The 14,306-nt window shown below is 54.9% G+C and carries 10 protein-coding genes; 7 read left to right on the forward strand and 3 right to left on the reverse strand.

Features of this window, described 5'->3' with window-relative positions:
• Positions 1-119 precede the first annotated feature (119 nt).
• The 3 genes from gdhA to trxA form a co-directional block, all read right to left on the reverse strand.
• The gene (gdhA, locus tag EKL30_RS15235; RefSeq protein ID WP_126708104.1) at positions 120-1,460 is read right to left on the reverse strand and encodes an NADP-specific glutamate dehydrogenase; all 1,341 of its coding nucleotides are present in this window, start codon (positions 1,458-1,460) and stop codon (positions 120-122) included.
• Positions 1,461-1,463: 3 nt separating this feature from the next.
• Positions 1,464-2,720 (reverse strand): transcription termination factor Rho, encoded by a 1,257-nt coding sequence (gene rho, locus EKL30_RS15240; RefSeq protein WP_126708105.1) that lies wholly within the window; start codon positions 2,718-2,720, stop codon positions 1,464-1,466.
• Between the two features lie 69 nt (positions 2,721-2,789).
• Positions 2,790-3,116, reverse strand: coding sequence for a thioredoxin TrxA (gene trxA / locus EKL30_RS15245; RefSeq protein ID WP_126708106.1), 327 nt, complete (start codon positions 3,114-3,116; stop codon positions 2,790-2,792).
• Between the two features lie 235 nt (positions 3,117-3,351).
• On the opposite strand from trxA, the gene EKL30_RS15250 reads away from it, so the two are divergent.
• From EKL30_RS15250 to EKL30_RS15280, 7 genes are all read left to right on the forward strand, one after another.
• The gene (locus EKL30_RS15250) at positions 3,352-5,313 is read left to right on the forward strand and encodes a DNA topoisomerase IV subunit B (RefSeq protein ID WP_126708107.1); all 1,962 of its coding nucleotides are present in this window, start codon (positions 3,352-3,354) and stop codon (positions 5,311-5,313) included.
• Positions 5,314-5,331: 18 nt separating this feature from the next.
• Positions 5,332-7,635, forward strand: a complete 2,304-nt coding sequence (gene parC, locus EKL30_RS15255) for a DNA topoisomerase IV subunit A (RefSeq protein WP_126708108.1) — start codon at positions 5,332-5,334, stop codon at positions 7,633-7,635.
• Positions 7,636-7,841: 206 nt separating this feature from the next.
• Positions 7,842-8,876: a CDP-6-deoxy-delta-3,4-glucoseen reductase gene (locus EKL30_RS15260; RefSeq protein ID WP_126708109.1), complete on the forward strand. Its 1,035-nt coding sequence runs from the start codon at positions 7,842-7,844 to the stop codon at positions 8,874-8,876.
• Positions 8,877-8,960: 84 nt separating this feature from the next.
• Positions 8,961-10,214, forward strand: a complete 1,254-nt coding sequence (locus tag EKL30_RS15265) for a D-amino acid dehydrogenase (protein WP_126708110.1) — start codon at positions 8,961-8,963, stop codon at positions 10,212-10,214.
• A gap of 7 nt (positions 10,215-10,221) precedes the next feature.
• Positions 10,222-11,544: an extracellular solute-binding protein gene (locus tag EKL30_RS15270; protein WP_126708111.1), complete on the forward strand. Its 1,323-nt coding sequence runs from the start codon at positions 10,222-10,224 to the stop codon at positions 11,542-11,544.
• Positions 11,545-11,796: 252 nt separating this feature from the next.
• Entirely contained in the window at positions 11,797-12,717 is a 921-nt protein-coding gene (locus EKL30_RS18865; protein ID WP_158618430.1) for a TcpQ domain-containing protein, read from the forward strand.
• The gene (locus tag EKL30_RS15280) at positions 12,714-14,306 is read left to right on the forward strand and encodes a hypothetical protein (protein WP_126708112.1); all 1,593 of its coding nucleotides are present in this window, start codon (positions 12,714-12,716) and stop codon (positions 14,304-14,306) included. Before EKL30_RS18865 ends, EKL30_RS15280 begins: the two co-directional genes overlap by 4 nt.

A 14,306-nucleotide genomic window follows, 5' to 3' on the forward strand; every position in this document is an offset into this window, starting at 1 on the left:
GCTGGTGTCAAGATACGATGGCAACGAATCCCTGCAAGTAGGGTGGCGAGCGAAAAAAAACCCTGCGAAGGCGGCATGCAGCCAGCTTCGCAGGGTATCGGGCGTGTGTAACCAGATACTTAGTAGACGCCCTGGTTCAGCATGGCATCGGCAACTTTAGCGAAACCGGCAATGTTGGCACCATTTACATAGTTCACTGATTTACCTTCAGTGCCATGTCGTACGCAGTTTTCGTGAATGTCGCGCATGATAGCGTGCAGCTTTGTATCTACCTGGTCACGAGTCCAGTGGAAGCGCTGTGAGTTCTGGGCCATTTCAAGTCCCGATACGGCAACGCCGCCGGCATTGCTCGCTTTACCGGGCGCGTACAAGATATTGGCGCCAATGAAGGCATCAACCGCCTTCAAGCTAGTAGGCATGTTTGCGCCTTCGGCAACGCAGCGCACACCATTTTTAATCAGTGTTTGTGCGTCTTCAAGTTCAAGCTCGTTCTGGGTCGCGCAGGGAAGTGCGACGTCGACCGGTACGTGCCATGGACGCTTTCCGGCCTCGTAGACCAGATTAAACTGCTTGGCGTAATCTTCGACCCGGCCGCGTTGTTGCGTTTTCAGGTCAATAAGTGCCGCGAGTTTCTCCGGAGTGAAACCGGCTTTATCGATGACTGCGCCATGCGAGTCGCTGACCGTGACAACCTTGGCGCCCAATTGCATGCATTTTTCGATGGCGTATTGGGCGACGTTGCCTGAGCCCGATACCGACACCGTCAGACCTTCAATGGACTGGTTCGCGTGCTTGAGCATTTCTTCAGCAAAATAGACGGCGCCATAGCCGGTCGCTTCAGGACGGATGAGACTGCCGCCAAAGGTAAGGCCCTTGCCGGTGAATACACTTGCGGCCGAATTGGACAGCTTTTTCATCATGCCGTTCATGTAACCGACTTCGCGAGCGCCAACGCCGATATCGCCGGCAGGTACATCGGTGTCGGGTCCCAGGTGGCGATAAAGCTCTACGATAAGCGCCTGGCAAAATCTCATGACTTCGCCGTCGGACTTGCCTTTAGGATCGAAGTCGGAGCCGCCTTTACCGCCGCCCATAGGCAGCGTTGTCAGTGCATTTTTAAACGTTTGCTCGAAAGCCAGGAACTTCAGGATGGACAAGTTCACCGAGGGGTGAAAACGCATGCCGCCCTTGAAGGGTCCGATGCTTGAGCTGTGTTGTATCCGATAACCGCGGTTGGTTTGGACTTGCCCTCGATCGTCGACCCACGAAATTCGAAACTGGATGATACGTTCCGGTTCGACGATGCGCTGGAGCAGACCATGCTGTGCATAGCGCGGATTCTTTTCAATGAACGGCCACAGGCTGTTCATGACTTCTTTGACTGCCTGCATGAATTCCGGTTGATGCGGATCGCGGGCACTTAAATGGGCAATAAACTGTTCAAGTGTAGGTAGCTTCATTTGTTATTTTTTCATCATGTCGAAAAATTCGGAATTTGTTTTGGTGGCGCGAATCTTGTCCAAAATAAACTCCATCGCTTCGATTTCGTCCATGTCATGTATAAATTTGCGGAGCACCCAAATTTTTTGCAAGAGCTCAGGTTTGATGAGCAATTCTTCGCGGCGCGTGCCTGATTTGTTCAGATTGATGGCGGGATATACGCGCTTCTCGGCCAGACGGCGTTCCAGGTGAACTTCCGAATTGCCTGTGCCCTTGAACTCTTCGTAAATCACTTCGTCCATTCGGCTGCCTGTTTCTACCAGAGCCGTACCAATAATGGTCAGCGATCCGCCTTCTTCGACGTTACGCGCCGCACCGAAAAATCGTTTCGGACGTTGTAGCGCATTGGCATCTACACCGCCGGTCAAGACTTTGCCTGATGCCGGGACCACCGTGTTGTAGGCGCGGGCCAGGCGTGTAATCGAATCAAGCAAAATGACAACGTCTTTCTTGAGCTCGACCAGGCGCTTCGCTTTCTCGATGACCATTTCGGCCACTTGCACGTGACGTGTAGCGGGTTCGTCGAACGTCGAGGCAACCACCTCGCCGCGGACCGTCCGCTGCATTTCGGTCACTTCTTCGGGGCGCTCGTCTACCAACAGAACGATCATGACGGCGTCGGGGTAATTCGCGCTAATGGCATGAGCGATATGCTGCATGATTACCGTCTTGCCTGATTTCGGACTGGCGACGATCAGAGCTCGCTGGCCTTTGCCGACAGGGGCGAAGATGTCCATGATCCGACCGGTGATGTTCTCTTCGCTTTTAATATCGCGCTCGAGGATCATGACTTCGTCCGGGTGCAGCGGCGTAAGGTTTTCAAACATGATGCGATGTTTGATCGCTTCGGGCTGCATTCCATTGACCTTGTCGACTTTGACAAGAGCGAAATAGCGTTCACCATCTTTGGGAGTACGAACCTCGCCCTCGATGGAATCACCGGTATGTAAATTAAAGCGCCGGATTTGTGACGGAGAAATGTAGATGTCGTCAGTGCTGGCCAGATAGGAAGTTTCAGGCGAGCGCAAGAAACCAAAACCGTCGGGCAATACTTCCAGGACGCCGTCGCCAAAAATTTGTTCGCCTTGTTTGGCATGCCGTTTCATGATGGCAAACATGAGCTCTTGCTTACGCAGGCGGCTGGCGTTGTCAATATCAAGTGCGGCGGCCATTTCGAGAAGTTTCGAAACGTGCTGTGCTTTTAATTCGGTGAGGTGCATGTGAGAGAGGGGGAGGGTATTTGCAAAGTGGTGGCGAGCCTAGAATGGGCTCGCGCGAAAACTACCGATTTACAGTGATTCGTCTAAAAACGTGTTTAGTTGCGACTTGGACAGTGCGCCCACTTTCGTGGCGGTTGCCTTGCCATCTTTGAACAACATCAGGGTGGGGATACCGCGAATGCCGAACTTGGCGGCTGTTTCGGGGTTTTCGTCGACGTTGACCTTGGCTATGATAACACGGCCCTCGTACTGGCTGGCGGCCTCGTCGAGGAATGGTGCAATCATCTTGCAAGGGCCGCACCAGGCTGCCCAATAGTCGACCAGAACCGGAACGTCTGAATTGATGACGTCGGCCTCGAACGAGGCGTCGCTCACGTGTTTGATAGATTCGCTCATGATAGAAAGAAAAAGAGGATGATTAAGATCTGGAAAATTCGATGAGAAGGTTCGGCAGCAAGACCATGTATTCTAGTAAGTGCCGGGGGGCTTACAGCCCATTTTTTACAAGCATACCACCGACCGCCCCAACGCGCACATCGGGGTTTTCATTTGCGTGCCACAGCCGTATGAACCCCGCTAACGTGCATACTCCGTAAAATACAGCTTTCCTCACAGAAAATTTGAGAATAAATTGGCTACACCACGCTACGACGAAGCATCTATCCGAGTACTGAAGGGCTTGGAACCTGTAAGGCAAAGGCCGGGCATGTATACCCGGACCGACAACCCGCTTCATATCCTTCAAGAAGTTATCGATAACGCCGCAGATGAAGCCTTGGCCGGCTTCGTGCAAGAGATAAAAGTCACCATGCATACCGATGGCAGCGTGTCCATCGAGGATGATGGCCGCGGCATTCCCACCGGGATGCATCCTGAAGAGCTTGCTCCGGTGGTTGAGCTTGTATTTACCCGGCTGCATGCGGGGGGCAAGTTCGATAAAAAAGACGGCGGCGCCTACGCGTTCTCAGGTGGTCTGCATGGTGTAGGGGTATCCGTTACCAACGCTCTGTCAACGCGACTCGAGGTTCGAATCTGGCGGGATAGCAAAACCCATGAACTTGTGTTCGCTGGTGGCGAAGTGGTCGAGCCCTTGCACGAGCTCGAGCCTGTCGCTCGCAGAAAGACCGGCACGCGGGTTCGCGTGTGGCCTGATCCCAAGTACTTTGATTCACCGGCGATACCGATGGCCGAGCTGGTACATGCGCTGCGCAGTAAGGCGGTGTTGTTGAATGGCGTGAAAGTCACGCTTCTCATCGAGAAAACCGGCGATATCCGCGAGTGGCAATACCACGATGGTGTGCGCGGCTATCTGGAAGAGGCATTGGGCGATTCAGAAAAAATTATTCCGGTCTTTGAAGGCAAGCAATACGCGGCCGACGATGACGAGGCGTTTGCGCCGGGCGAGGGTGCGCAATGGGTCGTCATCTGGACGGTCGATGGTCCGGTGGTACGCGAGTCTTACGTGAACCTGATCTCCACGACTGCGGGGGGGACTCACGAGGCTGGGCTGCGCGATGGGTTATTCAACGCTGTCAAGTCATTCGCTGAACTCCATAGTCTGGTACCGAAGGGCGTCAAGCTCTTGCCTGAAGACGTTTTCGCACGAGCCAGCTTTGTGCTTTCAGCCAAGGTGCTGGACCCACAGTTCCAGGGCCAGATCAAGGAACGTCTGAATAGCCGCGATGCGGTGCGGCTAGTTAGCGGTTTTTCCAAAAATGCGCTCGACCTATGGTTGCATGCCAATGTCGAGTACGGGAAGAAACTGGCCGAAAGTGCCATACGCCAAGCACAAGCGCGGGCGCGTTCATCGCAAAAGGTGGAGAAGCGCAAAAGCTCGGGTGTCGCGGTATTGCCAGGTAAGCTTACCGATTGCGAGTCCAGCGATACGTCCCGCACGGAAGTGTTCCTGGTTGAAGGGGATTCCGCCGGCGGTTCGGCCAAGATGGGCCGCGACAAGGGTTTTCAGGCGGTCCTGCCTCTACGCGGAAAGGTGTTGAACTCCTGGGAAGTGGATCGTGACCGTTTGTTTGCCAACAATGAAATTCACGACATCGCGGTCGCCATCGGAGTCGATCCTCATGGCCCTGACGATGCTGCCGATCTATCCGGGCTGCGCTATGGACGAGTCTGCATTCTCTCTGATGCTGACGTCGACGGATCGCATATTCAAGTCTTGTTGCTGACTCTCTTCTTCAGACATTTTCCCCGGCTGGTGGAGGCGGGCCATATATATGTGGCTCGTCCGCCGCTGTTTCGAGTCGATGTTCCAGCGGCTGGGAAGCGGCCCGCAAGGAAGGTTTACTGCCTGGATCAGGGCGAGCTTGAAGCGGTACAGGACAAGTTGCGCAAAGAAGGCGTGCGTGAGGCGTCTTGGGCGATCAGCCGCTTTAAGGGCTTGGGCGAAATGAGTGCCGAGCAACTGTGGGATACGACCATGAATCCCGATACCCGACGCCTGATGCCGATCGGCTATGGCGAGTTCGGCATGGCAGCAACGACGCAGATGTTCGACATGCTAATGGGCAAGGGCGAATCGGCGCAACGGCGAATCTGGCTCGAAGAAAAAGGCAATCTGGCCGAGGTCGACGTTTAAACTCACACAGAGATAACAATGGACAGTACACAAACAGGCTTGTTCGATGAAGTACCGAACGGCGACAGTATTACGCTCGCGCATTATGCCGAGCAGGCTTATCTTGACTACGCGGTTTCCGTCGTCAGAGGGCGCGCTTTGCCCGAAGTCACCGATGGGCAAAAGCCAGTTCAGCGCCGCATCCTTTATGCCATGCAGGCAATGGGCTTGGGACCAGGCGCCAAACCGGTCAAATCAGCACGCGTTGTAGGCGACGTACTCGGCAAATATCATCCCCATGGCGACCAAGCGGCCTATGACGCCATGGTACGCATGGCACAAGATTTCACACTGCGATATCCCCTGGTGGATGGCCAGGGAAACTTCGGGTCACGCGACGGCGACAACGCGGCCGCCATGCGTTATACCGAGGCCAGGTTGACGCCGTTTGCGCGCATCCTGCTCGATGAGCTGGACGAGGGCACGGTCGACTTCGCGCCCAATTATGACGGTAGCCAGAAAGAGCCGCTGCTGTTGCCAGCCCGATTACCCGTGATGCTGTTGAATGGCGCGTCGGGTATTGCCGTGGGCATGGCCACCGAGATCCCGTCACATAATCTGCGTGAAGTAGCGAATGCATGTGTCGCCCTGATCAAAAATCCGAAACTGGCCGACGAAGAGCTTTATACGCTAGTTCCCGGTCCCGACTTTGCCGGCGGCGGACAGATCATCTCTTCAAGTTCCGATATTGCGCACATATACAGCACAGGTCGAGGCTCGATTAAGGCGCGCGCGCGCTGGGAGTTCGAAGAGCTGGCTCGCGGGCAATGGCAGTTGGTGATCACGGAGCTGCCGCCCGGCACCTCTTCGCAGAAAATTCTCGAAGAAATCGAAGACCGCACTAACCCCAAGGTCAAGGCTGGTAAGAAGGGTCTGACGACCGAGCAGCAGCAAACGAAGGCATTGATATTGGGCTTGCTCGATACGGTTCGGGACGAATCAGGAAAGCAAGCCTCAATACGCCTGGTGTTTGAACCCAAGAGCAGTCGTATCGACCGCAACGAATTCGTCAATACGCTGCTGGCCCAAACCAGTATGGAAAGCAGTGTTTCATTCAATTTGGTCTGCATAGGAACCGATGGCCGCCCAGGCCAGCGTGCTTTACGGCAGGTTCTGGTCGAATGGCTCGGCTTCCGTGCTCACACGATTACGCGGCGCACGCAGTTCCGCCTCGATAAAGTCACTGACCGTATCCACGTGCTGGAAGGCCGGATGGTCGTGTATTTGAATGTAGATGAAGTCATTCAGACGATTCGGGAATCGGACGAGCCGCGCGCGGCATTGATGCAGCGTTTTGACCTATCAGAACGGCAGGCGGAAGACATTCTGGAAATGCGGCTGCGCCAATTGGCGCGTCTGGAAGGATTCAAAATCGAGAAAGAGCTGGCCAGTCAGAAAGAGGAACAAGAGGCGCTGCAAGAGCTGCTGGACAACCCGAACGCTTTCAAGCGTCTGATGATAAAAGAAATCGAAGCCGATGCGAAGCAATATGGCGACGACCGCCGTACGTTGATCGAGGTGGCTGAACGTGCTGTGCTGGAGAGCCGGGTAATTGAAGAGCCAGTGACCGTGATCATTTCACAAAAGGGCTGGTTGCGCTCACGTCAAGGCCATGGGCACGATGCCGCACAGTTTAGTTTCAAATCGGGCGATGCCCTCTACGACGCGATAGAGTGCCGCAGCACCGACGAGCTGGTTGCGTTTTCCAGTAGTGGCCGAGTGTATACCGTGGCGGTATCAAGCCTGCCTTCGGCGCGCGGCGACGGCCAGCCAGTCACGTCAATGATAGACATGGAGCATGGCACCCGGATTACTCATATGATTGCCGGCCCTGCAAGCCAGCGGTATGTGCTGGGGACGCAGGCGGGTTATGGTTTTGTCACCACCCTTAAGGATTTGACCACGCGGCAACGGTCGGGCAAGCAGTTTGTCACGCTTGAGAAGGGCGACATATTGTTGAAGCCGTCGTTATTGCGGGGCACCGATCAGTGCCTGGCCATCCTTTCTAAGAAGGGGCGCTTCCTGGTGGTGGATTTGGCAGAGTTAAAAAGCTTGTCTGGCGGAGGGCGCGGTACCATTCTGATGGGATTGGACGACGGTGACTTTATTTCGCAATGGGTACCGGTCGGGCCGGCAGGTATCTTGGCCAGTGGAATATATCGCAACAAGGAGATTGTCGAAAGTTTGGATCTCGAGGCCCTGGCCCAGTACATGGGTAAACGGGCGCGCAAGGGGAAGGTCTTGTCGATCAAGATCAAGCAACCTACACTTTTGCCCGCATAGTCATTCCGTTTCTAGGTCTAACATGAACGCGAAGGTGAAACGCAGACATTGCTGGCGTAAGGCAAGCGTAGCCGACAAAGTGCACGTTTGATCTAGAAATGGAATAAGCCGCTGGACGGCTCAGGGATTTCATAGGGCTCACAAAGCGAACACCCTTACGCTTAGAATGGTGAGTTCCCTTTTACTTTTTTTTATTGTCAGGCGTTATGAGTTTTAAGGTCACAGTTCACCCCAGTAATCACGAATTTCCAGTCGAGAATGGACAGTCCGTGCTCGACGCTGCGCTAGCCGCGGGTATCGTATTGCCCTACAGTTGCCGCAATGGCGCCTGTTCCACTTGCAAGGGAAAGGTCGTTTCGGGGTCGTACGAGGCGGGGGCCAGCCCGGCGCAGATACTTTCGCCAGAGGAGCTCGCACAAGGCTATACGCTGTTTTGCCAAGCCCGGCCTACCTCTGATCTGCTGATCGAGGCTCACGAGATTCGAATGGCCAGCGATATACAGATCCGAAAAATGCCGTCGCGAGTCATGGAGCTCGAGCAATACGGAAGCGACGTCATGGTGATTAAATTGCAGCTGCCCGCCACCGACCCCTTTCGTTACTATGCCGGACAGTATCTGGAATTTATCTTGAAAGATGGACGGCGGCGCAGTTATTCGATGGCTAATCCGCCGGTGGAGAATAACCTTATCGAGCTGCACGTGCGTCATATGCCGGGCGGCATCTTTACCGACCACGTGTTCGGAACGGGCGCAACCAAGATGAAAGTTCGCGAAATTCTTCGCGTTGAAGGGCCTTTCGGATCTTTCTTTTTGCGCGAAGACAACGACAAGCCTATTGTGTTTCTGGCCAGCGGTACCGGCTTTGCTCCCATAAAAGCCATAGTCGAGCGTATGATCGCCCACGATAATCAACGCAAGGCCGTATTGTATTGGGGTGGGCGCAGGCCGGCCGATCTGTATATGCATGATAAGGCTCTGGAATGGGCGAATACCTTGCCTAATTTCAGTTATGTTCCCGTGGTTTCAGATGCTTTACCCGAGGATAACTGGACCGGCCGCACGGGTTTCGTGCATCAAGCCGTGCTACAAGATATTCCTGATTTATCAGGTTATCAGGTGTATGCTTGCGGCGCCCCGATCATGGTAGATAGCGCGCGCAAGGACTTCACGCGCCTGAGCGGTCTGCCTGAGGACGATTTCTTTGCCGACGCATTTACCACCGAGGCCGATGTCGTATAGTTTTCCCGATGGGGCCGGCAGCCGGTCAGCCTGGAAGGGACTACATCGCGGCTCTTCCTTCCATTAGCGTTAAAGGCGGGATCTATGAAAATAGCGGTATTGGGTAGCGGCATTATCGGCATTTCGACAGCATGGTGGCTGAGTCAAGCCGGACATGAGGTCGTGGTGGTCGATCGTGGAAGCGGGCCGGCCCAGGAAACCAGCCGTGCCAATGGCGGCCAGATTTCGGTGTCTTATTCAGAACCGTGGGCTAACCCGCAGGCCCCGCTCAAGCTTGCGCGTTGGCTATTCAAGCATGATGCCCCAATTCTGTTCCGGCCCCGGCTGGACCCGCGTCAATGGTGGTGGGGCCTGATGTTCCTGCGCGAGTGTTTGCCAAGTCGCGTGGCACACAACATACGAGCCATGGTCAGGTTGTCGGAATACAGTCGTCGAACCCTTAGAGAGATGCGCCTGGACCTGGGTATTCAATATAACCATCTTGAACGGGGCATTCTGAATTTTTATCGCGACCCCGTCGAATTTGAAAACTCGCAGAAGATGGCCGGCATCATGCGGGACTATGGCGTCGACCGGCGCATTGTCACGACAGACGAAATTATCCAGTTGGAGCCCGCACTGAAACATCTACGTGCGAGCATCGTCGGAGGCGACTTTACGGCTGAAGATGAAACAGGAGATATCTACCTGTTCGCTACTGCGCTGGCTGAACATGCCCGGAACAGGGGCGTGGAGTTCCGGTTTTCTACCCAGCTTAGTCGATTGATATCTGTCGGCGGCCGCATTCAGGCTGCGGAAGTCATCAATTCCGCCGGGCTATACGAAACCATCCATGCCGACGCCTATGTGGCGGCGCTTGGATCTTTTACGCCTGGCTTTGTAACCCCCTTGGGTGTGCCGTGCAATGTTTATCCCGCTAAAGGGTATTCGGCAACGTTCGATATTCTTGACGCCGAAGCGGCGCCTATGGTCAGTTTGACGGACAGTGCTCGTAAAATGGTGTATTCCCGTCTTGGGAATCAGCTACGCATGGCAGGTACTGCGGAACTATCCGGTTACTCGCGGGCTCTTAATACAATCCGTTGCGATAATATGACCCGACTTGCCCGGGAAATGTTTCCAATGGCTCTCGATTTTGATAATGTACGCTTCTGGTCAGGTCTGCGTCCCGCAACGCCTTCTAACGTTCCGTTGATTGGTCGCACACGTATTCAAAACTTGTACCTTAATACCGGGCACGGCACTTTAGGCTGGACCATGGGCGTAGGCTCCGGCCGCGCTCTGGCAGACCTAATTTCAGGCCGCAAACCCGAACCCGAATTTCCTTTTCTAGGTTAACTGTTATATGAAACAACATTGGCTTTTGGGCGCGCTCGGTTCCGGGCGCCGCCTTGCATGGTTAAGCGCCGGTTCGTTGCTGGTGTCGTCGATGGCCGCCACGGCCGCCACCGACATTCGGGTCTGGCATTCGCTTAATCCTTATAACAAAGCGGCATTCGAGGATCTCGTCAAGAACTTCAACAAAGACCAAAAAGAGGTAAAGGTGGTGCTTAAGGCTTTCGACACGCCTGAGCAAGTCGAAGCGGCACTGGAACAAGCCAAGAAGCGCGATGACAAACCTCATCTGGTTCAATTAGATGACTCTCGCGCTCCGGACGCCATCGCGTCTCGCTCTTACATTCAGCCGCTCCATGCGCTGATTGCCAAATATCCCATCAAGGACACGAAGTGGTTCTTGTCCGATTCCAATACCTTTATGCGCGACACGAAAGGGCGTCTGCTCGCTTTTCCTTTCATGGTCGACGTACCGGTGATGTTCTACAACATTGATGCGTTCAAAAAGGCGGGAATTAATCCCGCCGTGCCACAGCGTTCCTGGAAAGGTTTGCAGGATCAGTTGGTCATCCTGGCCAATAATGGTTCCCGAAACTGCCCTTTGACCAGCGATCAGACGGTGTCGGTCAATCTTGAAAACCTCGCTGCGGTAAACAAACAGCCTTATACCAGCGATGATAACGGCCTGAAAGCGAAGGCTAGCCCAGCTTTTAGTTTCGATTCCATGTACATACGTCACCTGTCCATGATGATCAGTTGGGTGCGTACCGAACTATTGGTCAAACCAGAGCACGACAAGGTGGCAGCGCAACGTTTTGCTAAAGGTGAATGCGCCGTTTTGATGTCAACCTCCAGCAATATGGGGTGGTTCAACGATGTCAAGAAGCTTGATTTTGCCGTCAGCGGCCTGCCGTATTACCCTGAAGTGACGCAAAAGCCCGGCAATCCATTTGTAGGGGGCTCGGCACTATGGGCGATCGCTGGGCAATCCAAGGAAAGCGATTCCGCAAGTGTGGAGTTCTTGTCATGGCTCAGCCAACCAAAACAGGCATCTCGTTGGTATCAAAACACCGGATTTTTGCCGCTGACCAAGCAAGCATTTGACCAGACCGATAAGGGTTATTACAAGAAACTGGGTGACTGGCAAGATTTGGTGCAAACGTATGCTGGCAATCCCGGTGTTACGGCTCGGGGCTTCCGCGTCAACAACTACCCCCAAATCAAGGCGATGTTCCAGCAGAAGCTGGATGGCGCGTTCAACGGCAAGCAGCCCGCTGTTACCGCCTTGAAGTCGGCGTCTACCGAAGCCCAGCAAATCATGCGTCAGCGTTGATGGCCTGATATTACGCACATCTCTGGTTTTAAAAACACACAACCCCGTGGGCAAATTCAGCCCACGGGGTTGTGTGTTTCCGGACCTTCAATTCCGCTCTCAAGGTACTGAAATATCTAAATAAGTTGTTCTTTTACGGAGGCGATAAAAGTCTCTATGCGTAAAAGTCAGTCTGGCAACACCTGCTGGTCATAAGCAAGATAGCGATAACGTTCCAATAGCGCGTGATCTTCTTTGTGTCAGGTGGGGAAAATGTTCAGAATGCTTTTCGTTTCCGTATTTTCCGGATTGTTGTCGGCGTGTTCGGGCATGCCCGACCTGTCGCTGCTCATTCCGGCAACCACTCGGCAAGTCGCAAGCTCCTCAGTACATTTCAGTTTTGCGTGGAGATTATCGGGTGATCGAGGTGTGGCGCCCCTGCAAGTATTCGACGACGGACGCCGAACCTGGCTGCAATTTCTTCCTGAACAGCCGCTACCCGCAGTTTTCGAGCACACTTCGGCGGGCGATCGCCCTTTAAGCTACAAGCGCGAGGGGCCTTATATGGTCTTGCAAGGAATCTGGCCGAAGCTGATTCTTCGCGGGGGGCATCTTAAAACCCTGGTTGAACAGCTCAACAATCCCGCCGTTGACTCCACCACCGTCCCCGCCGCGGCTATAACTGCGGCGCAGCCCGCACCTTTACTAGAGGTGCCCGCGCCCACCGACGAGGCGAAGATCGCTTTGTTTGATTCCGATGCATCGATGGGCAGTTCCCGTGAAGTCGCTATCCCATCCGCGACAGCTCCAGGCAAAGCCGGTGCGCCTGCTCTGGAAGCCCCGTCAGCATCCTCGCTGACCTCCCCAAGCTTTGAGCTGTCAATCCCGGATAGCAGCTCACAGAATTATGCCGTCAGTCCGCAAGACCTAAATTTACGATCCGCCCTTACGCGATGGGCTCGCTCTGCGGGATGGACTTTCGAGCCCGAGCACTGGGCGGTCGATGCGGATATCCCTATCGTCGGATCTGCCACCTTTGAACCGGGCTTTAAATTGGCCGTGCAAGAACTCGTGGCCTCAACGGAATTGGCCGACCGCCCATTACAGCCTTGCTTCTATTCGAATCGCGTATTGCGCATCGTACCTTACGCCCAGCAATGTGATCGCACTGTTAGCGGGGCGGGAACGTCATGATTAGCTTACGGCGGGGTTTGTTGGTGATTGCGCTGTGTATGCAGGCATCGGGCTGCGCCTTAGGCGAGAAGATGCAGAAGATTGCGGCATCGATCACCGACGCCCGCTCGATCATCAGCGCCCGGCATGATGGGTTCTATCGGTCTGCAGGCAGTGTCGAAACCAGAAGGGCAGCGCAAGACGTCGCTCGTCCGTGGCTTGCCGGACGCGCCCAACCATTGGCGCGCGAACTTACCCTGCCGTTAGCATTGCGCGCCAACGTCAATACGACCTTGATGTTTTCCGATGGGCCCATGGACCTCGCGCGCCTGGCACAGCGGATTACATCGGTGACGCATATTCCGGTACACGTGGCGCCCGACGCATTGTTGCCTCTAGAGCAGTTCTCGCCTCGTCTGGGCGCATCGGGGCATGGCCCTGCCTCGATTGTTGCGCCAACCTCTGTCACATTGGGCGGTGGGCCGGAGCCTCTGGCCCGGATCCTCGATCAAGTCAGCGCCAGGCTCGGCGTCATGTGGCGCTACCATAACGACCGGATCGAATTTTATCGGACCGAAACTCGCGTGTTCAACATACGCGCATTAACATTGAACGCGAGCGCTGAAGCGTCGCTCGGACTGGGGGGAAGCAACAAGTCTGAAGGCTTCATCAGTACCTCTAAGACCAGTCTAAGCAGTAGTTCACAGGATCTTCTAGACGTAGTACGCGCCCGCATCGAGCCCTTTCTTTCGCGCGCCGGTGTTCTGGTCGCCGAGGCGGGAGCCAGTTCTTCCATTGTGGTCACTGATACCCCGGACGTGTTGCAGCGGATTGGCCGCTACCTTGACCACGAGAACCGTGCCCTGACGCGTCGTGTCCGCTTAGTGTTCGAAGAGTTGACAGTCGTTCTCAACGATAGCGCAGAAGCAGGGCTCGACTGGAATTTGGTGTTCTCGAGCGCGAAGCTGGCGGCAAACATGGCGATGCCCGGTTCCAGCCTTGTCGATGCGGGTAGCCTGAGCCTGGGCTTGAATCAAGGCTCCTTCCAGGGCTCCGATGCGGTCATCAAGGCGTTGAGTCAAGTCGGGCAGGTTGTACGTCGTAGCAGCATGCCCGTACTGACCTTAAACAGGCGGCCTGTGACGCATGCCGTGCGTACAACCTTCTCGTATATCGACAAAGTACAGACCACAGCCCTCGCCAGTGGAACCGGCTTGGCGTTACCTTCGGTGTCTGTCAGCCAACGAGAGGAAACCGTCGGCTCCTTGATTACGCTGGTGCCGGATGCGCAAGATAATGGACAAATTCTCCTGTCGGTCGCTTATGACAACACCGTGGCTCAGCCTTTGAAAACCGTCACCTTTGGCGATAAAGACAACCCCTTGCAACTTCAGCAGGTAACCATCGACGGCAACGGTACCGTGCAACAGGTGGTCTTGCAACCTGGCCAGCCACTGCTTATTTCCGGCTTTGACCGCAGTCAGGACGAAAGCGACGGAAGACGTCTGAATCCCGGGGTACCGATCGCTTTCGGCGGCAGCGATCGTGCAGCGAGTCAGCATCTGGCGACGGTCATGGTGGTCACAGCGCAGGTAGAAGAGGGTCTATGA

Source organism: Candidimonas sp. SYP-B2681 (assembly GCF_003971065.1).
Taxonomy (GTDB): Bacteria; Pseudomonadota; Gammaproteobacteria; order Burkholderiales; family Burkholderiaceae_B; genus Pollutimonas.